This window comes from Komarekiella delphini-convector SJRDD-AB1 (assembly GCF_014831675.1).
GTDB lineage: Bacteria > Cyanobacteriota > Cyanobacteriia > Cyanobacteriales > Nostocaceae > Komarekiella.
The window spans coordinates 11,520-37,015 of the sequence record NZ_VJXY01000029.1 but is presented as its reverse complement, the minus strand read 5'-3'; the positions used below and the strand labels follow the sequence as shown (position 1 = coordinate 37,015).

General features: G+C 39.3%; 21 protein-coding genes. 10 read left to right on the top strand and 11 right to left on the bottom strand.

Annotation, left to right across the window (positions count from 1 at the left end; translation table 11 throughout):
- Nucleotides 1–612: 612 nt before the first annotated feature.
- From FNW02_RS23040 to FNW02_RS23030, 3 genes are all read left to right on the top strand, one after another.
- On the top strand, nucleotides 613–1,053 hold the full coding sequence (locus tag FNW02_RS23040; RefSeq protein WP_191759824.1) for an AbrB family transcriptional regulator: 441 nt from the start codon (nucleotides 613–615) through the stop codon (nucleotides 1,051–1,053).
- 190 nt (nucleotides 1,054–1,243) lie between these two features.
- On the top strand, nucleotides 1,244–2,104 hold the full coding sequence (locus tag FNW02_RS23035) for a CPBP family intramembrane glutamic endopeptidase (protein WP_348535433.1): 861 nt from the start codon (nucleotides 1,244–1,246) through the stop codon (nucleotides 2,102–2,104).
- A gap of 183 nt (nucleotides 2,105–2,287) precedes the next feature.
- Nucleotides 2,288–2,908: a hypothetical protein gene (locus tag FNW02_RS23030; RefSeq protein WP_191759822.1), complete on the top strand. Its 621-nt coding sequence runs from the start codon at nucleotides 2,288–2,290 to the stop codon at nucleotides 2,906–2,908.
- A gap of 347 nt (nucleotides 2,909–3,255) precedes the next feature.
- Here FNW02_RS23030 and FNW02_RS23025 read toward each other — a convergent pair whose 3' ends face one another.
- The 4 genes from FNW02_RS23025 to FNW02_RS23010 form a co-directional block, all read right to left on the bottom strand.
- On the bottom strand, nucleotides 3,256–4,377 hold the full coding sequence (locus FNW02_RS23025) for a geranylgeranyl reductase family protein (protein WP_191759821.1): 1,122 nt from the start codon (nucleotides 4,375–4,377) through the stop codon (nucleotides 3,256–3,258).
- A 473-nt stretch (nucleotides 4,378–4,850) separates the two neighbouring features.
- The gene (frr, locus tag FNW02_RS23020) at nucleotides 4,851–5,399 is read right to left on the bottom strand and encodes a ribosome recycling factor (RefSeq protein ID WP_191759820.1); all 549 of its coding nucleotides are present in this window, start codon (nucleotides 5,397–5,399) and stop codon (nucleotides 4,851–4,853) included.
- A complete protein-coding gene (gene pyrH, locus FNW02_RS23015; protein WP_191759819.1) occupies nucleotides 5,386–6,114 on the bottom strand; it encodes a UMP kinase in 729 nt (242 codons plus the stop codon). The genes frr and pyrH overlap by 14 nt, the downstream gene beginning before the upstream one ends.
- A 71-nt stretch (nucleotides 6,115–6,185) precedes the next feature.
- On the bottom strand, nucleotides 6,186–6,740 hold the full coding sequence (locus tag FNW02_RS23010; RefSeq protein ID WP_191759818.1) for a thioredoxin family protein: 555 nt from the start codon (nucleotides 6,738–6,740) through the stop codon (nucleotides 6,186–6,188).
- A 1,200-nt stretch (nucleotides 6,741–7,940) separates the two neighbouring features.
- Between FNW02_RS23010 and FNW02_RS23005 the strand changes: the two genes are divergently transcribed.
- Entirely contained in the window at nucleotides 7,941–8,861 is a 921-nt protein-coding gene (locus FNW02_RS23005) for an alpha/beta fold hydrolase (protein WP_191759817.1), read from the top strand.
- 353 nt (nucleotides 8,862–9,214) lie between these two features.
- On the opposite strand, the gene FNW02_RS23000 is transcribed toward FNW02_RS23005, so the two are convergent.
- The 3 genes from FNW02_RS23000 to FNW02_RS22990 form a co-directional block, all read right to left on the bottom strand.
- Nucleotides 9,215–9,391: a hypothetical protein gene (locus FNW02_RS23000; RefSeq protein ID WP_191759816.1), complete on the bottom strand. Its 177-nt coding sequence runs from the start codon at nucleotides 9,389–9,391 to the stop codon at nucleotides 9,215–9,217.
- 737 nt (nucleotides 9,392–10,128) lie between these two features.
- A complete protein-coding gene (locus FNW02_RS22995) occupies nucleotides 10,129–10,332 on the bottom strand; it encodes a hypothetical protein (protein ID WP_191759815.1) in 204 nt (67 codons plus the stop codon).
- A gap of 453 nt (nucleotides 10,333–10,785) precedes the next feature.
- On the bottom strand, nucleotides 10,786–11,583 hold the full coding sequence (locus FNW02_RS22990; RefSeq protein WP_191759814.1) for a hypothetical protein: 798 nt from the start codon (nucleotides 11,581–11,583) through the stop codon (nucleotides 10,786–10,788).
- Between the two features lie 43 nt (nucleotides 11,584–11,626).
- Between FNW02_RS22990 and FNW02_RS22985 the strand changes: the two genes are divergently transcribed.
- Entirely contained in the window at nucleotides 11,627–11,779 is a 153-nt protein-coding gene (locus FNW02_RS22985; RefSeq protein WP_191759813.1) for a hypothetical protein, read from the top strand.
- 79 nt (nucleotides 11,780–11,858) lie between these two features.
- Here the strand turns inward: FNW02_RS22985 and FNW02_RS22980 are convergent, their stop codons facing one another.
- The 3 genes from FNW02_RS22980 to FNW02_RS22970 all read right to left on the bottom strand — a co-directional run bounded on the left by FNW02_RS22980 (nucleotide 11,859) and on the right by FNW02_RS22970 (nucleotide 15,087).
- Nucleotides 11,859–12,221 (bottom strand): four-helix bundle copper-binding protein, encoded by a 363-nt coding sequence (locus FNW02_RS22980; RefSeq protein ID WP_191759812.1) that lies wholly within the window; start codon nucleotides 12,219–12,221, stop codon nucleotides 11,859–11,861.
- A gap of 348 nt (nucleotides 12,222–12,569) precedes the next feature.
- Nucleotides 12,570–13,712: a cystathionine gamma-synthase gene (locus tag FNW02_RS22975; RefSeq protein ID WP_191759811.1), complete on the bottom strand. Its 1,143-nt coding sequence runs from the start codon at nucleotides 13,710–13,712 to the stop codon at nucleotides 12,570–12,572.
- The gene (locus FNW02_RS22970; RefSeq protein WP_191759810.1) at nucleotides 13,702–15,087 is read right to left on the bottom strand and encodes a cystathionine beta-synthase; all 1,386 of its coding nucleotides are present in this window, start codon (nucleotides 15,085–15,087) and stop codon (nucleotides 13,702–13,704) included. Before FNW02_RS22970 ends, FNW02_RS22975 begins: the two co-directional genes overlap by 11 nt.
- A 316-nt stretch (nucleotides 15,088–15,403) precedes the next feature.
- Between FNW02_RS22970 and FNW02_RS22965 the strand changes: the two genes are divergently transcribed.
- Both FNW02_RS22965 and FNW02_RS22960 read left to right on the top strand, forming a co-directional pair.
- A complete protein-coding gene (locus tag FNW02_RS22965; protein ID WP_191759809.1) occupies nucleotides 15,404–16,003 on the top strand; it encodes an MBL fold metallo-hydrolase in 600 nt (199 codons plus the stop codon).
- Nucleotides 16,004–16,245: 242 nt separating this feature from the next.
- Nucleotides 16,246–18,363 (top strand): tetratricopeptide repeat protein, encoded by a 2,118-nt coding sequence (locus FNW02_RS22960; RefSeq protein ID WP_191759808.1) that lies wholly within the window; start codon nucleotides 16,246–16,248, stop codon nucleotides 18,361–18,363.
- Between the two features lie 39 nt (nucleotides 18,364–18,402).
- On the opposite strand, the gene FNW02_RS22955 is transcribed toward FNW02_RS22960, so the two are convergent.
- Nucleotides 18,403–20,187 carry a serine/threonine-protein kinase gene (locus FNW02_RS22955; RefSeq protein ID WP_191759807.1) on the bottom strand — a complete coding sequence of 595 codons (1,785 nt, stop codon included), beginning with the start codon at nucleotides 20,185–20,187 and terminating at the stop codon, nucleotides 18,403–18,405.
- Between the two features lie 656 nt (nucleotides 20,188–20,843).
- Between FNW02_RS22955 and FNW02_RS22950 the strand changes: the two genes are divergently transcribed.
- From FNW02_RS22950 to dpdE, 3 genes are all read left to right on the top strand, one after another.
- Nucleotides 20,844–21,200, top strand: coding sequence for a hypothetical protein (locus FNW02_RS22950; protein WP_191759806.1), 357 nt, complete (start codon nucleotides 20,844–20,846; stop codon nucleotides 21,198–21,200).
- Between the two features lies 1 nt (nucleotide 21,201).
- The gene (locus tag FNW02_RS22945) at nucleotides 21,202–21,654 is read left to right on the top strand and encodes a hypothetical protein (RefSeq protein ID WP_191759805.1); all 453 of its coding nucleotides are present in this window, start codon (nucleotides 21,202–21,204) and stop codon (nucleotides 21,652–21,654) included.
- A 493-nt stretch (nucleotides 21,655–22,147) separates the two neighbouring features.
- The gene (dpdE, locus tag FNW02_RS22940) at nucleotides 22,148–25,462 is read left to right on the top strand and encodes a protein DpdE (protein WP_191759804.1); all 3,315 of its coding nucleotides are present in this window, start codon (nucleotides 22,148–22,150) and stop codon (nucleotides 25,460–25,462) included.
- The last annotated feature ends 34 nt before the right edge of the window (nucleotides 25,463–25,496 follow it).

The window sequence follows — 25,496 nt, the reverse complement described above, 5'->3', positions numbered from 1 at the left end:
ATTTTGCTATTATTAGTCCATGCTAGTATTTAATATAAAATTACGAAGTAGCAAAACCAGAATCAATAGCCGCGCTTATGCGGCTACTACTGCTTTGTTTATTCGTAGTGTAGAGACAAGTAAATTCATGTCTCTACTGGCAGAACAAAAGGGTGTATGCCCGTAGTACCCTATTCAAACACTATGCTGTCCTAAGCTTGAGAGGACGAGTAGGGAAAAATCTACAATTTGAGGGCAAGAAAGGCAAGCACTAAAAGTGAAAAACCTGCAATTGCTTGGGTCTACGACTTATTTGTAGTAGAACTCATCCAATTCGTAAAGGTGGCTTCAAGTTACGCCGCTACAGTAGCGCCAAAAGAGAAAATAATTTAATTTCCGATGGCGAATGATGGTTAAAAGTGCCGTAAAATCACCGAAATAAATATCTGTGATAACTGTGACTTCTAATCTATTGTGGACAACCATAATAGAGGTGCTTGTGTCTTCTATCAGCAGGAATTAACCCTTCACCCTAGGGTTTCGATAAGCTCTATGCAGATGCTAAAAAGCCAACTACTGGCATGAAACGACATTGTTTATCAGTTTGGAGAGAGTAAGGAAAATTTGAGCATAATGACTGAAACTGCAACTGCGCCATTAACCGGAAAAGCACTACTTGCTAAAGTAAAAGAACTTTCCACTTTACCACGACGAGAAAGAGCAAAGCAGTGCGGCTATTACACTGTTACTAAGAATAACCAGGTTCGCGTCAATCTCACAGATTTTTATGACGCTTTACTATCGGCTAGAGGAATTCCTCTGAGTCCAGAAGCACCTAAAGATGGTCGGGGTCGTGAACCGACATATCGGGTTAGCGTTCATCAAAACGGTCAAATTGTTATTGGTGCCACCTATACCAAAGCAATGGGCTTAAAGCCTGGAGATGAGTTTGAAATTAGACTAGGATACAAGCATATTCACTTGATTCAACTTGGTGAAAGTGATAAAAAAGAAACGTCACTGGATATAGACTCCGATGAATCAGACGATGAAGATTTTGAAGAGGAGGAGTAAATTTTTCTGATGGTAAGGATAAGTTGAAGGTGAATGCTTGATAACTTATCCTGACCTTTACAGGAAATGGATAGTTCTCTTTTAAAAATTTTGCTTTAGCAGAAAATACGATTAGACCCCTTGCGGAATTCACAAATTTTAGTAGATTCTTGATTAATAACCAAGAAATCTATTTTGCAAGAAGTCTATCGTGTTTTTTTTGTCTGTTTTGATAACGCTTTTTGAACCTTTAGTCAATACCTTACTGGCATTTATGGAAAATGCACCAGCACTAGTTGTAGTAATGGTATTTTTCACTTTCTGGGTAGGGTGTTGGTTGCCAATAGCAGTAGTTTCAGCATTTAAGCTCAATTGGCAACCCACCAAACCTTTACAGCCAGAGCAAAAGTTGCCGTTCCTTGTGTCACTCTATTTATTAGCTCCCCTGATTCTCTGGGGAATTAGTTGGCTAACTAATACGTCTTTCTCAAATTACGGTGTTGCCAATTTTTCAATGCTAGGTTCTTTAGTACTAGGTTTTGGTTTGGGGGTACTAAGCCTAGTTATTGTGTTTAGTGGACAATTTGGGCTGGGTTGGTGTTCTTTTCAATGGTCGAATATCAAGTTAGTACCACCCATCTTGCTACCGATTTTATTGATAGCTTTGTTAGTCGGTGGTATTGAAGAGTTGATTTTTCGTGGTTTCCTGTTTAGTGAATTAGCGCAGGATTACTCAATTTGGATAGCAGCAACAATTTCTAGCTTAATTTTTGCTGTTCTACACCTGATTTGGGAGCGAAGTGAAACCATACCTCAAGTTCCTGGATTGTGGTTGATGGGAATGGTGTTGGTGTTAGCACGGTTTGTTGATCGCGGCAATTTGGGCTTAGCTTGGGGGTTGCACGCTGGATGGGTATGGGCGATCGCTACCATAGACACAGCAGAACTGGTTACTTACACGGCTAAAGTCTCCGAGTGGTTCACAGGTAAGAACAAAAAACCTCTAGCCGGCTTGGCAGGAATTATTTGTGTACTGGGAACTGGAGTAATTCTTTGGTTGTATTTAATTTGAGTTGGTACATAGACGTCAGGTTATGGAAATAGGTGTCAAACAGGCGTAGGCTTTGTTCACGCAGTTATCTGCACCCTTAAGGATGATGGCGATTTTTAACCGAACTGTATTGGTAATAGAAATAGATTGATTGCAAGGATAGAGAAGCAATACCCAATTAACATAGAGCAGGAGCATAAGTCTATGGCATACAGTGATTTTAGTCTCGCCAAAGTAAGAAATGCATTTGGCTTAACTCTGGAAGAAACACGCAATTTATTTGTTACTGTAGCTGGGGTGCAACCTTCTGAATTGCTGAAGCGGTTGCTGGATGAAAACCTCACTTTGGCAACTGCTATCAACAGCGAAAAAGCCCGTTCTGAGTTCTTGATCGCTCCTATTTTGTCTGAGGTAAGGCGACAGTTGAATTACCGGATCAGCTTATTCTCCGGTACAGAGTTCAATGTTGATCCTGCTCAAGGACTCTCTGGTTTTTGTGACTTCATCCTCAGCGCATCTGGAGAGCAGTATTTTATTAGTGTTCCGGTGGTAACAATAATTGAAGCAAAAAACGAGAATATTGTTGCAGGGCTAGGACAATGCACTGCAACAATGCTTGCTGCTCAGATATTTAATCAAAGAGCCGGAAATAATATTGAACTAATCTACGGAGTGGTAACTAGTGGAACCAACTGGAGGTTTCTAACACTAGAACAGAATGTAGTTTACATCGACTCAGTTGAATACTACATTAAGGAAGTTGATAAAATTTTAGGTATTTTTCTGAAACCCCTCCAAAAATTTGTCTTAACTTCTGCCTCCTAATTTCCGTGTTATGCGAGTTAGAGGACAAACTATAAAGTGGGTTTTAGATTTGTACAAAATTAAATAATTTGGGTTGAGGGCATTTATTTAAAGACTTCGTGTTGAGCCTACCACTTCTTTTAAGTTATAAAGGTAAGGGTGCGTTAGTGATTACTTGACGCACCTTAGATTTATTTACAACTAATGATTAGTAGAGTATGGCGGAAAGAAAGTTACTATTCAAAACAGCCTAAAAGCCTGGAATCAAAGGTTTTTGGATATTGATAGAAGTTAGAGCTGCTTGTCACCTGACATCTGAACTTTGGTAATTTTTAATTCCCTGTTCCTTGCAAGGTAACGGTGCTAGCCTAGCCCCCAAAACCAGGAATTAAACGCTTCAAGGCGCGACCCGCAACATCGCCGTAGCGCAGTTCACCACACAGGATCTTACCCATAATCTGAGCACCGGAGGGGCGCTTGACACCAACTTTGTAGCCAATGCCAGGAAAGCGATAGAATGCTCCAGCTAATTTTTGTGCCCAAGCCATTTCACTGCCCCATTGTTCATTAATAGCATCGCTGTATTTTTCTAAAGCGTTAATATCACCAGAAAGAGCCTCATTAATGGCTCCGGCTGCAAGCAAACCACTAAAAATTGAAGGGCGAATGCCTTCTGCTGTCATGGGGTCAACTACGCAAGCAGCTTCCCCTGCTAAGACTGCATTTTGAGTATGCAACTTTTGATTGCCATCCCACAGGCAAATCGGATGACCGTACTGCTTACTAGTTTTGACATCTACATTAAATGATCGGGCGTACTCATCTAAAATCTTTTTGAAGTCCTGGGGTTCGCCGCCGATGAAAGTACCGACACCAATTGAATAACCTTCAGCTTTCGGGAAATTCCAGATGTAGCCGTTTTTCACCAAGCCAAACTCAAAGTGAATTGTAGATTTGTCTTGCACAGCCGCAGGAACTTCTGCTTCTAAAGCTCCTGCTAGGCGGCGTTTACGTTCTTTGAAGCCTAGCCATTTTGCCATTGGCCCCTTGGCTCCATCAGCAGCAATTAAGTAGCGTCCTGTAACCGGGCCATTGGCTGTATTAACTTGCCAATAATCGCTTTTAAACTCAATGCCAGTGACTTCCGTATTATCTTGTAATTGGGCCCCTTGCTTCTGCGCTTGCTGCACTAGGAAATGGTCAAAAACATCTCGTCGCACCATCCAAACTGGTTCTTTAGTGGCGATTTTCGCTTCTACGGGGTCGCCCAATTTCCAGGTAAAGCGCAGGGAGTCTGCTTTCAAAGAAATCGCTGGACTAAAGTCAAAGTCAAACCATTGGGCGATCGCTGGCGATACACCACCACCACAAGGTTTGTATCTTGGTAGGGATTCTTTTTCTAAAACTAATACTGAACGACCCTGTTTGGCTAAATGATATGCAGCTGTTCCACCAGAGGGCCCAGCACCGATGATGATGCAGTCGTACATAGGGCTGAATTTTTGCTCCTGAATGAGTTGATCTTCCAGTGTATCTCTGTACTCTACAAAGATGTATCCTGACCAGACTTTAACTGATTTTAAAATTTACTGCTGAAAATTCTATAGCATTCTGTTTTACTTGGTTAAATATTTAGCTATTTTTATAGTAAATATTTGGATGTAAAACCTCTGCTTTAATTAAATGAGATTTAATTTAACTGGATTATTTAGGCTTTTTTGCTGCAAATTTGCTTTTTATTGAGCTGAATTTCAATATATTCGTTAATTTCATTTCCATCATTTATCTTATGCGATCGCTACCACAATACAATTCCTTACTTCGACTGTTTACAAATTTTTAAGTAAATGTTTGCGACTTTTATAAATTTTTAGTAAATATCTTCAGAAAGCATGAGGGCTGAAATATGTAGTATTTCAGCCCTCATAACTTCTACTATCCTTTGTATAGAAATCTACACATTTTAGACTGTTGTAATGTCTTTTTCTTTTTCTGCCAGCAATTCGTCTATTCTGGCGGTGTACTTGTTTGTTAGTTTTTGCAGTTTGTCCTGCAAGTCTCGTGCTTCATCTTCAGGAATTTCAGCATTTTTTTCCTGTTTGCGAATGGCGTCTATAGCATCACGACGGATGTTGCGAATAGCAACACGACCCTCTTCAGCATACTTAGCAGCCATTTTGACAAATTCTTTACGGCGATCGCTGGTTAAGGGCGGAATATTCAGCCGAATTACAGAACCGTCATTGCTAGGGGTTAATCCCACATCCGAAAGAGAAATAGCCTTTTCGACCAGATTCAAGCTGCTGCGATCATAGGGCTGAATCAAGATTGTCGTGGCATCTGGCGTGCTAATATTTGCCAGTGACTTCAGGGGTGTAGGCGAACCGTAGTAGTCCACCAATACTTTATCTAGTAGACTCGCATTGGCGCGACCAGTGCGAATTGTATTAAAAGCTCGCTGAGTTGCCTCAACGGTCTTTTGCATCGTACTTTCAGCTTCAGCTAATTTCACAAGAACCTCCCACAAGAGTGCCGATGGATTCTCCCATGACTGCACGGTGGATATTACCTCGCACCGTTAAGTCAAATACAAGAATTGGGATATTATTTTCTTTACATAAGGCAATCGCAGTACTATCCATTACCCGCAAATCTTTAGCCAAAACGTGCGCGTAGGTGAGGCTGGTAAAACGTTTGGCATCAGGATGAATATGGGGGTCAGCATCGTACACACCGTCCACCTTGGTGGCTTTAAAAATCACTTCGGCATCAATTTCTGCTGCTCTTAAGGCAGCAGTGGTGTCTGTAGTAAAGAAGGGATTTCCAGATCCAGCACCAAAAATTACCACCCGTCCTTTTTCAAGATGACGGATGGCACGACGACGTATGTACGGTTCCGCTAATTCTTGCATAGCGATCGCGGTTTGTACCCGCGTCTGTACTCCTATTCGTTCCAGCGAATCTTGCAGCGTCATGGCATTCATTACCGTGGCAATCATCCCAATGTAGTCAGCGGTTGCCCTGTCCATCCCCGCCGACGCCGCTTTGACGCCACGAAAAATATTGCCGCCGCCAACGACGATGGCGATCTGAACGCCAGTGGCTACCACCTCTTCCACTTCTTGGGCTATTTCTTTCACCACTTCTGGATCAATGCCATAGCCCATGTTGCCCATTAAGGCTTCACCGCTCAGTTTGAGTAAAACCCGTCGGTAATTCGTTCCCATGAAGTTACGCTTTATCAAAAAAGTTGCAATTGCCTCCAATTTAAGATAGCAGTTACAGGGACTATCTATGTCTAGTTACGCCAGATCAATACAGAACCATTAGGTTCTGTCTGTGGTAGATGTATTTCTTGACCTTGAAACAGAGAGGCGATCGCGGTTCTCAGATAATCCTCTGCCTGAGCTGAAGCATTTTGACGATGAGCGGCAATTTGACCTTTGTAGCGAACTATACCATCACTATCTATTAAGAATGCCATTGGTGTTTTTGTAGCACCAAAGCTGCGAGTCACATCTTGAGTTGAATCCCACAGGTAAGGGAAATTCAATTGATAACGCTCGGCAAAAGCTTTCATATTTTCAAAGCTTTCTCTAGGGTCATGATTACCATCACTACCATTCATGCCAATTAGTGTGAAACCACTTTGAGCAAATTCCGCTTGAATATTTTTTAGGCTGTCTAGATACAACTGTACATAAGGACAGTGGTTGCACATGAAAACAACGCCAATTGCACGGAACTTGTTGAGATAACGGCTGAGATGATGTACTTGATTGTCAATTCCTGGCAATTCAAAATCTGGTGCGTAGCCCCCAACAGGAGTACCAATTGCTTCTAGTATAGTCATCTTCTCTGGCTCGAAGGAACTAGGGACAAACAAAATAAGCTAATGTGCGTCCAAGTTGCACATTCTTTGGTTGAAACTGTCATTAGTCATTTGTAATTTAGAGACAAATGACCAATGACAAAAGACAGCCCCATGAGTAATTGTGTAATTTAGATGTGTTTTAGCTTATTGTCAAATTTAGCGTCAGTTTCCAGATGCAAACCATCCCTTTGCCGATGCTTGATATAATAATTTTATAAATCAATTTGGCTACCGTAAATTGTGAAACTACTGAATCTACTACTGGTACAAATTCATCATATTTTTGATGATGCGGTTGGGTAATTGTCTTTGATCGCAACGTCGCTAGTTATTTTTATTTAATTAAACCAGTTGTTATTGACAAATCGCATGAGCATCAATTTGTAGCGTTAATAAACCTATATCTATAATTCGCTGTATTACACAAAACTGGTTACAAATTGAGATTTCATTCTCATAGGTAAGTTACTGACAGCATCGGTTTGCCCAACTGTAAATATTTATTTATGTCGCCTTTACAATATTTTTCATGAATTGCCGTAATAATACTGTATTGCCAATCTCCAACAATCACAAACTTGCTATTATTAATTCACTTATTTAATGTTTGTTGAGTATCTTTGAATATTTTGAGCTTTAAGATACTGCGGCTTTGACAAGTGTCCACAATCAGCTAATGGCTGCAAAAACGAATCTGGCAACCACTTTCCGAGCCTAGGTCTTTATTGTAACTTCTACGTATAAGGATGTGTCAAAAATAGTATTTAGACTGCTTTTTTAGAACTGATATAGGCAGTTATTGCTACATAATAATAAATAAAATTACCATATATGAAGTATTATCATTAGCAGCAATATTTAAGCCTATGAATGACATCACAAGATTATAAATTTGTGCCAACATGGCATAAATCTGGTTCAGATTACAGGAATTGTGATTCCTAATATTGACATCATCTCAGAGAATGGATGAAAATCCATAGTGGATTAAACTGTTAGCTGATGCTGGTGCTAACCGCCTAGATACTATCGGGGAGCATGTCTAATAAGATCCAGAGAGTGCACTACTTATGATTTTAAAGTTTTAAAAAATTTCATCAAAATAAAAATAGTGATACTTAAAGCAAGTCACTCAAGTCTAAGCCTCTTATTCATAACATTGTATTCATCAAATTCCTCATGACAACCTCTAGTTCAAAAACGACACTTGCTTCCACAAACACCTGGATTTGGCAAGATTTCCCTATCTGCTATCAAACCCAAGGAACTACTGGGCCAGCTGTTGTTCTGGTGCATGGCTTTGGTGCTTGTTGGTGGCATTGGCGGAAAAATATACCTGTATTAGCAGAAAACTGCCGTGTTTATTCTATTGATTTGATTGGTTTTGGTGCTTCAGCTAAACCTCAACCGGGTGAAGAAATTACCTACACACTGGAAACTTGGGGACAGCAAGTAGCAGATTTTTGCCGCGAAGTCGTGGGTGAGCCAGCTTTTTTAGTGGGAAACTCTATTGGCTGTATTGTAGTCATGCAAGCCGCAGTAACCAATCCTGATATTGCTTTAGGAATTGCTTTGCTCAACTGTTCTCTACGGCTATTACACGATCGCAAACGAGCAACTCTACCTTGGTATCGTCGTGTTGGAGCACCTTTGTTGCAACGTCTGTTATCTATCAAACCACTTGGCAAGTTCTTTTTCAATCAAGTTGCTAAACCGAAAACAGTACGGAAGATTCTACTAAAAGCCTATGCTAATGCTGAAGTAGTAACAGATGAGTTGGTAGATATTCTCATGTCACCAGCAAGTGATCCCGGTGCTGTGGCTGTGTTTCTTGCTTTTACTGGTTATTCTACAGGGCCATTACCAGAAGACCTTTTACCACAGCTATCTTGTCCCGCGATTCTCTTGTGGGGAACAGCTGACCCTTGGGAACCAGTTGAGTTAGGGAGAGAATTAGCCAATTTTCCGCAAGTACTCAAGTTTATTCCCCTAGAAGGAGTGGGGCATTGCCCCCAAGATGAAGCTCCTGAGTTGGTAAATCCGATTTTACAAGATTGGATTTGGGAGCGATTAGCAGTAATAAACTCGGAAAAACTATAGGCATAATTTTTCATCATTAATCCCCATGCTTGAAGCTTTGGGGGTTACGCATTTCAAGAATGATTCTATAGTATGTTTACACTTTTAAAGTCTGACGTAGAAAATTTATTTTTCAATTAACTAAAGTCATTTTCTCATTAATGCGGGCGAAGTAGAAAGGTAGGCACTAATTATATAGGTTTCCTTTCTTGTTTCTCAGTCGTTAGTTTATTAAACGTCTTGAGAAAACAAAGAAGACTGTACAAACTCTCTCAAAACTTGATTTGTATTAAGCGAGTTATGCAAGTCATCTCCTCCCCCGCTAATTACAACATTGAAACTACAAGACTAGCTAATCTGTAGGCTTTGGTGTCTTACCACCAGCCGCGGCGGCCCCAACGGCGTCCGCGCCAGCCGCCACCCCAACGGCGTCCGCGCCAGCCGCCGCGCCAGCCACCGCGCCAGCCGCCCCAGCGACCTCCAGATAGAAGCTGCTGTTCTTCTGTGGGTAAGTCTACAAGCAAATCGGATTTGATGACTTGATCTGACATAATTATTGACCTCAATTCAGTACATAGATGTTACACACATCTGTACAACTAATTTAGTTGAGGTGTGCAATACCTACGCTTTTAGTTCTAGACATATTTCCTAGAGATTAAACTCTCCTAAAGTTAGAAACAAATATGCTAAATCTCTAGCTTTTGGTTGATGCCGAATACTATCTTAAGTTGAATGAAATATTTTCTTGAATATAATGAGCAATCGTATTTTTATTGTTTAAATATTTTACGCTTGTTTACAAACTCTTACTGGTGATAGCTTGCTCAAGTATTTACTAGTAAAGAGCTTTATATAAGCCTGTAAATTTAAATTTAATGTAATTTTTCGATAAAATGGTTCATTGAAACTAAAAAAACTGAGTTTTTGAAGTCTTGCAACTTTCACAAATAGAATAGGATTACTATAAATAGCATTTCCATCTTGAGAAATAACTTGATGGATATAAAATTACTGCGATCGTCTTTAGTTAAACTGTAAGATAGCTGCTTGTCAGTTAGTCAAAACTATTTGTATTTGAAGTAAAGTAATGCAGAAAAATAAGTGCTATCAGTAGCGGTTTACTTTATTGTCTACAGACCTTTCATTTGATGCTTTAAGAGAACATAGAAGACTGATAAACTTGCCCAAGACTAATTTAGCTTGAGCGAGTTATATCAGTCTTCTCGTTGCCTTGCTAATTTTAGACTTTGAACTACAAGGCTACTAGTTTGCGAACTGTATTAACTTAGTAAAAACCACGACCGCCATAGAATCCACGACCGCCATAGAATCCACGACCGCCATAGAATCCACGACCATAGAATCCACGACCGCCATAGAATCCACGACCGCCATAAAAACCGCCGTAATATTTTCCTCCAGCTACAACCTGCTGTTCGTCTGCGGATAACTCCACAAGTAAGTCTGATTTGATGACTTGATCTGACATAATCGTTTCCTCAATTTCACAACACAGGTGTTACACACACGCTTGGAAAACAGATAGATGTGTAATACCTATGCTTTTAGTTCTATACATATTTTCTAGAGATTAAACTCTCCTAAAGTTAGAAACAAATATACTAAATTTCTAGCTTTTGACTTACATCAGATTCATTCTTTAGTTGAAGAAAATATATTACTTTGATTAGTTAGATAATTTAACTCATGTTCAAAACTTCAAGCAGTAGTACAAGTAGAATACATGTAGGAAAATTCAAAAATTCTAACTTTGAAAATTATGTCAACTAAAAAAAGAGATTAAACAGAATAATTTTCCAGCTTTTATCTATACATTATTCAAAAAGCTAGTTATGCCAGAATATTTATTCAATTTGATTTTTACAGCAGCGAACTTGGTAACTTGGTTATAGAAGCATCAATAGTTGCAGTCACCAACCATTCACTCAATTTCTTCACAGCGGATTAACAGTGTTTCCATTGCCTCTGCTAAGGAAATCAACTCTATCCAAGAAGAACCACTAACTAAACTTTGAGCATGAGCCAATCGGTTTCGCAACTGTTCGGCAGATTTGAGAAAGCGTTCGCCAAACCTCTTAGACTTCAACCCAAGTTGCTGGAGAAGTTCTGGTTGATTTAAAACCAACTCTCTCTTATCGCAAAATTGTAAGTAATCTAACAAATCTGTTGCTTCGTTTCTTTCCTGACTCTCTTGCCATAGGCGTTGGGCTACTCTTAACCGCTCAGGTTTCAGGACTTGCTGCCAAGAATCTTGGGGATAATAAAGCCGCACTAGCCGCAGCAAATTCATCTCTAGCAAGGTTACTAAGCCAAACAGCAGCATCCGCGCGGGTGCTTTTTGCAAGTCGCCACAGGTAACAATCCCACTCACCTGATTACAATCCAAGACAAACAATCGAGGAGTTTGTTGTAGGATGGGTAGCAATTTCATTAATGGAGTGGAAATAGCAATGAGTTCTTTGGGATGAAACACCCGTTGATAATCTCTACACTTGCCAGATTTGGCTTGCATTAAACTGGAGCGTTCAACATAGCCACTAATAGTATCTCCCGTCTCCAGACCAATAACATCAAAATCCTGTACGCGCATCCAATACAGCACTTCTGACACTTCAGCATCATCTGGCACAGCTTTCAAGGGTTCTGCCACATATTCAATTGTGATATTGTTTTCAAACAAACTCCGCAGGTCTTGGGAACGGGATTTTAGGTGTTTCATCTGTCTTTAGCCATAAGACATCAGCAGGATTAGTATTTCATAGATGCCTGCTTTGTGTCAGTGCAAGTTATGCACTTCTGTAGATGTCACTTGTGCAAAAATTGAGCGAAAAACTAAAAGCGATCGCACTCTTGCTAAATTTGAGTATGAATTAGAATTTTTTCTTAGCGCTTTGGCTTGGAACCAATGGCTATAAACTTCAAGCGCCCAGACCCGATGAGCCTGAGCGCTTGAATATTAGGTTGCAGAGAAACTTCTGCTGGGTAGTAGTGGAATTAAGCAGGCATCATTTGCATAGATTTGCAAGATTCTGCACACTTACGGCAAGCGGCGGCGCATTCCATCATCTTGGGGTCATCGCTCATTTTTTCACAAACCATTGCACAGCGATCGCACATTTCTGCACAAAGCATACAAGTGCGTCCCATGAACTCAGAACCACCCATCATCATGTTCATACACATCATGCACATTTCTGAACAATCGCGCATCATGCTCATCATGCTCATGTCCATATACTTACCGCCTTTACTCATGCAGTAAGCCATAGTTTCCATGCACATTTTGTGACATTCCATGCAAGCATTCATGCAAGTTTGCATTTCGGTAGTCATGGATTCGGTCATCATCATCATCATAGGAAATACCTCCTGATTTTTTGATGCATAAAGAGTGTCCTTGGAAGGACTACTTACAACACTAGTCCTATCTTTTTAAGGAGTCAATAGTATTTTTTATCCCAGATTTATAAGCCTACTATCCCGATATATTTACCGGAAATTAGAACTAATCTCACATAAACTTAGTCCCTTTTTAGCGGAAATTCTTACACATTAAGGCTTACAAACTCCCCTAATGAAGTAGGGATTTTTTCAGATGGTAAGCTTTTAACTTGGGGAGCAAAATTTAGGCTTATTTCTTACTCAGGAATTATGTCTTATTTTTTTAACAAAGGATTGCTAGACATAATAATTTATGAACTTCTATTAACTTGAAGATAGAGCATTTTCTAAATCAGTTTGTAAATCGAGCGAATTCTCAATTCCCACTGAAAGACGGACTAAATTATCCTTAATTCCACGTTTGAGCCTTTCCGCTTCTGGTAGAGAACCGTGGGTCATTTTTGCCGGATAGCAAAGCAGCGATTCTACCCCTCCTAAACTTTCAGCCAGCAAAAATAACTTGAGTCGGGAAGCGAATCTTTCCACCTCAGCAAAACCACCTTTTAATTCCAAACTTATCATCCCCCCAAAGCCAGACATTTGCTCTTGTGCTAGTTGATGTTGTTCATGACTGGGCAAACCTGGATAATAAATTCTTTCAACTTTTGGATGCTTTTCTAAAAATTTAGCTAGAAATAAAGCATTTTTTTCATGTTCGCGCATTCTTATAGCTAAAGTTTTAATACCTCGCAGTACTAACCAGCTATCGAAGGGACTGGGAATTGCTCCGATCGCGTTTTGATAAAACTTTAGTTCAGTGTATAGTTGCTCGTTAGAGGTGACAACTGCACCACCAATAATATCGCTGTGTCCGCCAAGATATTTAGTCGTACTGTGAACTACAATATCAGCGCCTAAATCTAACGGTCTTTGAAAGTAAGGGCTAGCAAAGGTATTATCAACTACTAAAATGATATTGTGTTTACGGGCAATATTTGTCAGTGCTGCAATGTCGATAATTTTTAATAGTGGGTTGGTGGGAGTTTCAATCCAAATCAACTTGGTATTTGGCTGAATAGCAGTTTCAAAATCAGCAATGTGATCAATATCTACATAAGTAGTATTCACTCCCCAGTTTTTCACAACCCGCTCTAGTAAACGATAAGTACCACCATATAAGTCATCACCAGCCACAATATGGTCGCCACTTTTCAGTAGACTTAATACAGTTGTGGTAGCAGCTAAACCAGAAGCAAATGCTAAGCCAAATTTACCATTTTCAATTGAGGCTAAAGCCTCTTCTAAAGCTGTGCGAGTAGGGTTTCCAGTGCGAGAATATTCATATCCTTTATGCTGGCCTATGGCATCTTGCTGGTATGTAGAAGTTAAATAAATGGGAACAATTACTGCACCTGTCTGGGGATCTGGTTGCTGCCCTTCATGAATTGCTCTAGTTTCAAATTCCATTGTTTTCTCTTACTTCTTCTTGGGTTTGAATAATCCAATATCTAATTAAATCGGCTCTAGTAATTAATCCAATTGGGACACTATACCGTGTAATAATAATCGCTGTTGTTCCCGACAAAAGCACTCGATAAGCTTCGGAAACCTCGACTTCTTCATCAAGAATTGGTAGCGGTTTACCCATAACTGCGGAAACTTCCTGATTAGAAAAATTGATACCATCATGGAGGAATTTCATCAAAGAAGCTTCATTGAGACTTCCGACTACGTGGTTGTTATCAATTACAGGTAACTGGGATATATTCAGCTTTTGCAGATAACTTGTGGCTTTGGTCAAAGTGTCACGGGGACTAACAGCAACAATAGAGGGAAAATCAGTTTTCTGAGCCAAAATTTCGCCAATCTTTATGGCTCTTACTGTTTTTCCTTCCCAAAAACCATTTTCCTGCATCCAAACATCGGAGTAGATTTTATTAATGTAGTTTCTTCCTGTATCTGGTAATAACACTACAATATACTTGGGCTGAGATAATCGGGCTGCATATTTTAAGGCGGCGGCTACTGCTGTACCACAGGAACCTCCCACTAATAAGCCTTCTTCTCGTGCAAGACGACGAGCCATATTAAAAGACTCTTTATCACTAACCCGAACCATTTCATCGACTATTTGCCGATTAAAAGTTTTAGGAATAAAGTCTTCACCAATCCCCTCAACTTTGTAAGATTTTGGAGCGTCACCAGAAAGAATTGAACCTTCTGGATCTGCACCAACAATTACTATATTTGGATTTTGCTCTTTGAGATATTTGGCAACTCCTGAAATTGTGCCGCCTGTTCCCATACCTGCAACAAAAACATCAATTTCACCATTACTATCTGACCAGATTTCTGGGCCTGTTGTTAAATAATGGGCTAAAGGATTATGCGGATTTTCAAATTGATTTGGTCTATAAGCTCCTGGTATTTCTTTGGCAAGTCTTTCTGCTACACCGTTATAACTTTCTGGTGAGTCAGGCGCTACAGATGTAGGGGTAACAACTACTTCTGCACCATAAGCTTTGAGCAGGTTGATTTTATCTTGGCTCATTTTATCAGGCATTACAAAAATGCAGCGATATTTTTTGACGGCTGCAATTAATGCGAGTCCTACACCTGTGTTGCCTGCGGTAGCTTCAATAATTGTGCCACCTGGTTGCAGTTGACCTGTTTTTTCTGCGGCTTCAATCATGGTTAGGGCAATTCTGTCTTTGGTACTCCCGCCAGGATTGAGATATTCTACTTTGGCGTAAATAGTTGAGTGTATGTCTTCGGTAATTTTGTTAAGTCTGACTAATGGAGTTCTGCCAATTGCTTGCAAAATGTTGTTGTAAGTTGCCATAGTTTCTCCTTGTCAGTTGTAGAAGATATGTGTTTATGGGTGTTTCATGTTGGATAAATTGGGATGATGTTTCATGCAGAGGCGCAGAGGCGCAAAGGCACAAAGAGAAGAGAGTGAGGTTAAGACGGTTACAGGTTTGACTGTAGTTTAAGTCAGTGTTATCTGAGAATTTACGTAATTTTGATAATAACTCTAATATCGATAGATTTATCGTAGTATACTCAAATTCCAGATTTAGACGGAATGTAACCGTTAGTCTATATACTGAATTATTGAGATTAATAGTCAACTATGAAAGTACTAATCCCAAATCATCATGAAATCTCTGCACCGTCCCGATCTCTATGGCTGGTCTAATTTCAATCCGGCAAGAAATATTGATTTCAATGGCATTGCCTGGATTCGTCCCGATGGCAACATCTTGATTGATCCAGTAGCCCTATCAAACCATGATTGGAACCACCTGAAATCCCTCGGTGGTGTGGTTTGGATTGTACTAACTAACTCCGAGCATGTCAGAGCAGCTAAAGAAATTGCCGATCAAACTTATGCTAAGATAGCTGGCCCTGTGGGAGAAAAAGATTGTTTCCCTGTATTTTGCGATCGCTGGCTCTCTGATGGTGAAGAATTAGTACCAGGACTCCAGGTAATTGAACTCCAAGGTTCTAAAACTCCCGGTGAACTAGCTCTACTGCTGGAGGAAACAACCTTGATTACGGGGGATTTAGTGCGAGCACGCAAAGCAGGTAGCTTAACGATTTTGCCAGATGACAAGTTGCTGAATCGAGAAGAGGCAGTTGCTTCTGTTCGCAGGTTGGCCCAACTAAGTCAGGTGGAAGCGGTGCTGGTGGGAGATGGTTGGCCAGTATTCCGAGATGGACACGATCGCTTAAAGGAACTTGTGGCGACACTGTGATTAAGTTAGGGGGCGATGCTTGCGGTGGTTACAGCCTACGCACAGTTGAAGATTTGGGAAGTTGGGTGCGATCGCCTCACTCAACTATTTATCAGCATTTGATATAAGTAGCGCGGCGAAATAAGTGCCTTTATGACAATCTTTCACTAATATATTCGCTCCCCCCTCTTCCTTCCTCCTCTTCTGCCTAACGTGTGGCAAGATCGGAATCAGATCGCATCGCACTTAACTAGGCAAACGAGATGCTGGGAAACACACTTGTTGGAAGATACCAAATTATTAGTCACTTGGGAGGTGGGGGTTTTGGTGAAACTTTTGTCGCTTATGATACTCAATTGCCTGGTTCACCTCAATGTGTTGTGAAGAAACTCAAGCCTCAAGCAAGTGATCCAGTGACTTTGGAGACAGCTAGGCGTTTATTTGATACAGAAGCGCAAGTTTTATACAGATTAGGTATTCACGATCGCATTCCCCAACTTTTAGCTTACTTTGAGGAAGATGCAGAATTTTACCTCGTTCAAGAATTCATTGAAGGCCATGATTTAAGTCAAGAATTAACGCCAGGAAAAAGTCTAAATTCAGACGAGGTAATTTCATTTTTACAAGAGATTTTGACAATCTTAGAATTTGTTCATCAACAAAACGTAATTCACCGCGATGTTAATCCGCGAAATATTCTTAGACGCCAGTTAGATGGCAAATTGATTTTAATTGATTTTGGTGCAGTTAAACAAATTACTACCCAAGTAATTACTCCCCAAGGACAACCCAAATCTACTGTTGCTATAGGTACTCCTGGATATATTCCTGGAGAACAAGCTCAGGGTTCGCCAAAATTTAGCAGTGATATCTATGCTGTGGGGATAATTGCTATTCAAGCTCTCACAGGATTAGCTCCCGAAGAAATAGCAAAAGATCCTGATACTAATGAATTTATCTGGCACAATCAGACCACAGTCACACCAGAATTTGCTCAATTTTTAGATAAAATGGTGTGCTACGATTTTCGACAACGCTACCCTTCAGCAAAAGTGGCATTACAAGCGCTGAAAGAGTTAGCACAACCACCTCTAGGGACAATAGCATTGACCCCTATCTCTCCAGCAAAAAATATCAAAAACTATAAACCTCAAAAAGGTGTATTGGCGAAGTTTTTATTATCAATATGTTTAATCGGCGTCAGCGGTATAGCATCAATCTTTATTTTTAATCATATCAATTCAAACAACGCTATAGCATTATCTAATCAAGGCAATACGCTTTTTGATTTGCAACGCTATCAAGACGCGCTAACAGTATATGAAAAAGCAGTTAATGTCAGACCAGATTATGCTCAAGGATGGAATGGTCAAGGTAAAACGCTTTATAAATTAAAACAATACAAAGAAGCTCTAGCAGCATACGATAAAGCGATTCAAATTCAGCCTGATTATTTAGAAGCTTGGATAGGGCGAGGCTATGTATTGGGTATGTTACAGCGATATCAAGAAGCGATCGCCTCTTTTGATAGAGCAATACAACTTAAAGATGACAACTCAGAAATTTGGAATGCTAAAGGTGAAGCTTTAAGTAATTTAAACCAATATGACGAAGCAATTAAATCTTATGATCAAGCGATTGAGCTGAATCCAGATGATTACGAAGCTTGGTACAAAAAAGGATTAGCTTTGCAAAATTTAAAGCGATATAAAGATGCGATCGCTGCCTATGATAAAGTCGTGGAATTAAAACCAGACTACGATCAAGCCTGGTATAATCTTGGGAATTCCCTAGTTAATTTACAGCGTTATCAAGATGCTTTTACGGCTTATGATAAAGCAGTGCAATACAAACCAAATTATTATCAAGCTTGGCTGTCGCGAGGTAATATACTATTAAACTTGCAACGTTATCCAGAAGCAATTGAATCGTTTAATCAAGTAATTAAATACAATCCGAGAAATTATCAAGCGTGGTATAATATTGGTTGGTCGCTACATCAAACCCAACGCTATCAAGCAGCAGTGGAAGCTTATAATAAAGCAGCAGCAATCAAACGAAACGATTATCAACTTTGGTACAATCTGGGGAATTCACAATACAATTTACAGAAATACGAAGATGCGATCGCATCTTATAATCGGGCAGTTCGTTATAAACCAGACCATTACGAAAGCTGGTATAGTAGAGGCAATGCCTTATTTATTTTAAACCGATATCAAGATGCGATCGCATCTTATGACCAAGCAATTAAATACAAGCCTGATTACCAACAAGCAATAGACGCTCGCAATAAAACCCAAAGTCAACAACAAGCCGATAAATCACAGCCTGCGATCGTACCAACTGTACCCAGTCCTAATCCTACCAATCCACCATAATTACCACTGTAGAGACGTTGCAATGCAACGTCTCTACAACTACCGGATATTTACTTCTTGCAGATTACTTCCTACCCGAAGTTTTTCCATCCTAGTAGCTGAATTGTTAGAAACTAAAGAACTTTTTCTTTGTGTAGAAGATACAGTTCTTAATCCCATCTTTTCACTCTTAGCTAACAAGCGTTGCTTTTGAGTATACTCATTTAATTTGACTTGAGCTTGAGCATAAACTGGAGTATCTTTAGGAATCTTTCCTAAAAATTGCACAGCACCATTAAAATCACTAATAGATGCTTGCTTATAGGCTCTATGTAAAAAATAAGCTGCTCTAATCTGCCGTTTCTCATGATACTCAGCCAACTTTTTTTGAACTAAAGCGCCAGCAGAACTTTCTTGAGGAATTTGACGCAGATATGCTAATGCAGTGGAAAAATCTCTTCCCCCAGCACTTTCATACGCTTTTGCTAATAAATCTTGTGTCTGAGCTTCAATTTTGGCGTGTGCTTGCTGCACTAGTTTATCTGTTTTGGATTGCCAATATAAAATATCTGGAACTTTAGGAGCAACACGAAGTACATCTGACCATCTACCTTCATTTGAGGCTGTTTCAGCTAATTGGTATTGCTGTGCAGCTAGTTGCCATTGCTGCTGCCATTCTTCGATTGTGGCTTGAGCTTCTGGATAAACATTACTTTGAGATGAGATTGATTTTACCAGTGCGATCGCCTCTTGCAAATCCCCCGATTGATATTCTTCTGTGGCTTTATATAAAGTTTCTGTTTCTGAATATGCTGGCGAGCTATTAACTAAGGAATATACACTAAATCCCATCAACAAAGAATTAGCTGCAAGTCCGACTTTCATTCCTGTTAATAACGGTGAAGATTTCCCAGATACGGGATATTGGTGAGAATTATCATCCTCAACAGTTACTTCTAAAGAAAGTTGATACGGTACTTCTACTATTTGTTGTGGCTTTTCCCATTCCATGTGCTTGAGTACCCGTAGTACTTCACCCACAGATTGGAAACGGTTTTGCCAATCGTAGCGAATCATTTGGCTGAGAACAGCAGCTAGATAATCACCGATTGGTGTGTTTTGAGAACGCCAGACCATCTCATTAGTATAGGGGTCTATTTTTAATTGCAGCGGTTCCATACCCGTTAAAGCCTGGATAGCAATCATACCCAAAGCATAAATATCACTGTTTGGCTGTGTTTGACCAATAAATTGCTCTGGCGGTATGTAACCCAATGAGGTAACAGGAATCTTGTAAATAGGTAATTCTGCATCAATGCCAAAATCAATTGGCTGGATTGAGCCAAAATCAATTAAAACTAACTTTCCGTCACAAGCACGTCTGACCAAGTTTTCTGGTTTGATATCGCAATGGATGACACCTTGAGAGTGAACAAATTCTAGAATAGTTAAAACATCTTTTAAAAATTTAATAACTTCGCTCTCATCCCACAAACTTCCCCACCCTTGCTTAATGGGTAATTCCGCAGTTAACGCATGTCCTTCAATACACTCTTGCACTAAGTAGAATCGTTCGTGTTCTTCAAAGCAAGCGATGAATTCAGGAATTTGGTGATGACTTCCCAGACGCTTGAGAGTTTCAGTTTCAGTCAGAAACCGTAATCTCAGAGTATCTAAATAGCTGGAATGGGAACTGCTAACCTTGAGCTGTTTAACAACGCATTTAGGGTTTCCTGGGTAATCTATGTCTATGGCAATATATGTTTGTCCAAATACCCCTGCACCTAGGTTTTGAACAATTTGATAACGCCCTTGTAATACTTTACCGATCATGTGGTGGTTCATGAGCTGGTTACTTAGTAAGCCTTTATATTAGTTTTCCTAGCATTACTCCGTGTTTCCGGAATACCTTAGAAATAAAATACTAGGTGTCGCTTCTCTTACGAGATGCTTTCCAAACGCGGAATTCTAAGTTTAAATGTCAAAATGTCAAAAAACCTTGTATCTTGGGCTTTTGATATTTTGTCAGATGCTATGTTGATTTCCGCTGTGACGTACTAGAGTATGGACTCCTTGAATGCAAACTTTGTTTCTTAAGTATTTTTCTTTAGCAAGAATAGTATTTTATTATTTTTAAAACGCTGAATATTAATTAGGCATAGGTATAAAATTTTTCAATATTTGGCACTGTTTTTAACTTATGCATTATACCAATTGATACTTCCTGTGCTATCGATTACAAAATTTCTGCAACTTTACAAAAATATCAAAATTAACTATTCGTGCTTTAATAAATGTTATTATTTAAGTAATCACATGACAAAGAATTGACAAAAATCTACCTTAGTGATAATATTCGTAGTGATAGTTTTATTTTAAAGTTGACTAAAACATAAGTATTGTTTTATTAATTAATTTTCAACGTTCAAAATTTTACATAATTATAATTGTACTTTTAATAGTAATACACTAAATTCTTCTGTGAGTTAAAGAATGTTACTATGTCTTCAGCAGGTAGAGGAATTTCAAAAATAACAAATTCAGTGTTAAAAGGAAGCGGATCATTCAAGAGAGCCACCTTTACTACCTTGAATGTAGAAAAGCTAAAAGGTGTTTTGTCTTACTTTTCTTATCTACACGCTAATGGAGAAATTAGCGACAAGGCATTTGAAAATTTAGTCTGCTATGCCTGTTCTATTTTCATTGAAAATGAAGTAGAAGAAATAGTTCAAGAAACTTTAGAACGCAAGCTAGTACAGTTTTTGCAAACTAAGTTGTCTTTAATAGATGAAGATAATTCTGATATAGAACAAATTAGTTATGCTTTGAAAGCAGCTAGACTGATAAGGAGCAGATAGAATGTCTAGTGCTAATTCTGAATCTAATGAAAGCTTAGATGATAAAAATAAAAAATCAGATCGAGCTGGAGATTTACAAAATCCTCCTGATGAATTAGAAACCTTACCTCCAGAATTAAAGAGAATAGTGCAGACAACTCTTTCAATGCAACGGATATCGCCTACATCTTTCATATCACCAATTCAAGAAAAAATTAATGAATCTCACATCTCAAAAATACTTGAGATTGTCGAGAAAGATGATGAAAGAGCTTTTGCTGATACTCAAGCATCTCGTAAATATACTCTTATTAATATAGTCATTTTTTTAGGATTTTTAGGATTTTTAACTGTTTTTTTAGTAAATAAGGATTTAGAAACTTATAAAGAGTTACTAAAGTTACTTATTATATTTGCAGGTGGTTTAGGAAGTGGCTTCGGTTTAAAAGGTTATTTAGACAAGAAAAACAAGTAGGTTTGCCATATCACATTGTACTAGATGCCAAACCTGTTGCTGGTAGCTGAGTAATAAATTCTAAAATTATTGTTCTATACAACCTCAGACGGTTGTAGCAATCGGTGATAGTAAGCAAGGAATACTGAAAAATCTCTTAGTGTTGATAATCTATTAATGCATTTGTTAGGAGAACAAATAGCTAAAACTGCAATGCCTTTCAATAAGTGTTAGTGTTTTAACGGTAAACCTTTAGAGTTTAGGGATTGGAGCCTGTGGAAAATATCTATATTATTTGTTGATTTTTTATTGACCCGAAGCAAAATTATCATCATCATAATCAAAAGTACTATTAACCAATATACTTATCTGCTTCTAGGGGCTTGCTACCACTTTCAGTGCGATGTAAGTTAATCATCTATATATATTTACAAAATTTCCATAGCAAGCTAGTCTGAAAGGCTGTAGCTATTGCTGTAATGATGTTTATTAGTGTGTTCAGAGGACTGGATCTATGATTGAGCTTGGTTCATTGGTGCAGTCCCAGAATAACGATTTGGGGATAGGAAAAGTTACTGGAATATCTGATGATAATGCGATCATTGAGTATTTCTGCTCAGTAGGACAACGCCTACAAAAAACTTTACCTTTAAATTCGCTCTTTAAAGTCAGGCTTCAGGCTCAGACTCGATGCTATATTAATTTGGGAACTCAAGACACATGGATAATTGGCAGAGTCTTCGATTGGGATGAAGATCGAAGAAAGTATCAAATTGACCTGCCTGATAAGAAAACTGCGATCGCAGTTGAGCAGGAAATTTACGTTCGTTGTAATCTACCCATCGTAGACCCAATCGAAACTTTAGCAATGAAGGGTCACGAAACGCCCTATTTCCACGATAGAAGATTGGCTTTTGTCAAATGCTTAATTAAGCAACGCGCTGTTAGTCGCGGAATGACGGGACTGATTTCGGCAAATATTAATCTTTATCCTCACCAAGTTGAAGTTGTGCGGCGCGTCCTAGAAGACCCAATTCAACGCTATTTGCTAGCAGATGAGGTGGGACTAGGAAAAACCATCGAAGCGGGTGCGATTTTGCGTCAATACCTCCTCGATGAACCAAAAAAACGTGCGGTGGTATTGGTTCCGCAACATTTGCTCCAACAATGGCGGATTGAGTTAGAAAATAAGTTTTATCTGTCCCATTTTCCCGAACGGGTGGTAGTGCTTCCGGTTGAAGATGTCCATAGAATCAACCCGAAAGCCAAAGTAGGCTTCTTAATTTTAGATGAAGCCCACCACATCGCGGCAATGGCAACCTCTAAAGATGCAGCAGTGCGCCAGCGTTTTGAGACTTACAAAAATCTTGCTCATAGAAGCGATCGCTTACTCTTATTATCCGCCACGCCTGTTCTCAACCACGAACAAGATTTTTTGGCAATGCTGCACCTGCTCGACCCGACAACCTATAAACTTGAAGACTTAGCAGGTTTTCGCGCTAGAGTTGAAAGCCGCCAGGAAATTGGTAAGGTTCTCCTTTCTTTTAGGGAAGGCGCGAATCCTTCAGTTTTAAAAACTAACCTTCAACAACTGCAAAATCTGTTTGCAGAAGATCAATATTTGTTAAATCTTATACAAGATTTGCAAAATTGTTTACAAACATCAGCAACACCTCCTACTGAACGAGATAAAATTGTTCGAGAGATTCGCACCCACATCAGCGATACCTATCGGCTTCATCGTCGAATGCTTCGTAACCGTAGGGCTTCTGTGGAAGATGTCATATTTGATCGCAATGTTACACTCAAAGAAGAATATGATTTAGATGAGCGATCGCCTGATATTTACGAACTGATAGAACAATGGCGTACCACTGCTCCTAATCAAGAGCAGTATCAACGAATTTTCCGATTATTATTTTTAGCTTCTGGTACTTGGTCAGGTATTCTAGAACAGTTAATTAATGCCCGTTTAAGCAGTATTTGCCATACTGGCTTGATTCGGGAGTTTGGCGAAGATGATATCCGTACCTTGACTACAACCGCGAAATTTCCAGAAGAAGAAAAAATTCTAGAATCGTTGCTAGGGATTATTAAACAGCCTTCGGAAGATGGCGATCGCATTGAGCTACTAAAAATTATACTCCTCTATCGCCTATCAGAAATTTTAGGACTTCAATCTTTCCGCAGTAATATTAAGCAATTGTCCGAGCGGGTAAAACAGAGAATTCAAAGACCTATTCCCGGTGATTATTTGCCCAAAATTGTCATCTTTACTAGTTTTGAGCAAACTGGAGCAGAAATTATTCGCTCTTTATCTGATACTTTTGGTGCAGCAACTATCGCTAGCCATAAATCAGAACAAACTCCCGCTCAAGTTGAAAGTAGCTTAAATCAGTTTAAGAGTAACCCTAATTGCTTTATTCTCGTTTGTGATGCTTCTGGAGAAGAAGGTCGTAACTTTCAATTTGTTGATTGGATGATTCATTTTGACCTTCCCTGGTCGCCAAATCGTTTAGAACAAAGAATTGGTAGAATTGACCGAATTGGTCGAACTATAAACGTTGAGTTTACAGTATTAGTTGGTGCAGACATAAGCGATAGCCCCCACGATGCTTGGTATCGATTATTAAAAGACGGGTTGCGAATTTTCAATCAATCGATTGCTAGTCTCCAGTTTTATATTGATGCAAAATTGGCAGAATTAGAAGCAGCCATGTTTCAATCAGGTGCTACTGGACTATCAAAAATAATAGAAAAAATCCAACAAGAAATCGCTGAAGAACAAGTAAAAATTAGCGAACAAAATGCGTTAGATGAAATTGATACTCAAGAGGAAAACGCTACTCAATATTTTCAAGAATTAGATAATTATGACGCTCGTCATTTAGAAATTAAACGAGCAATTGAAGGCTGGATTGAAGACGCCTTGCATTTTCAGGCAGTTGATAACTCAAATTTAGCAGAAGCATGGCGTTATCAACCGAATAAACGTACCTTGCTACCAGTGGATGAATTGAGAAGTCGTTTTGCTAATCATACAGAGCAATTTGGTACTTATAACCGTCGCGTGGCAAATCAGAACTCTAATATCAAACTCTTCCGTATTGGAGAAGGATTGGTAGAAGCGCTGTTTAGCTATATAGATTGGGATGACCGAGGTAGAGCTTTTGCTATGTGGCGTACTGACACATCTTGGGATTCTGGGGAAGGGATGGAGTGGTTTGGTTTCCGATTCAATTATGTAGTCGAGGCAAATTTAGAAATTGCAAGGCAAATTTTAACAAAGTCAAAGCTAGATGATACGAAATTTAAGATTTTGAAGCGACGTACTGATGCTTTATTTCCACCAATTGTCGAAACTATTTTTATTGATGCTCGCAATGAACCAATGTACATTGTTGAAGATGAAAATCTTTTGAAAATCCTGCAACTTCCTTATAAAGATAGAAGCAGTAGTCAATACTGGGATTACAATTTAGCAAAGGGACGCTTGAAAATTATTGATGATTTTGTTGATGCTAGTAAATGGCAAAATTTTTGCTATCAAGCGCGTAGCACATCTTTAGAATTGCTCTCCCAGCGTCCTGATTTTATTGATTTGTGCGAACAACGCGCTAAGGTTGCTGAGAAGAAGTTAGGTAACAGAGCCGAACAATTACGCCTGCGTTTGAACCGACAAACTTGGGATTATGCGGTTGCTGAAGAATTGAATTTAGAGAGTGGGTTGAATGAAGCTATTTTAGAAGGAATTCGTCAGCCTCAGATGAAACTTGATTCTGTGGGTTTCATTATTTTATCTGGGCGATCGCCTGTACAATCCGAGTGAGTGGGTTAGGGTAAAGATTAGAATTACAAGGTGC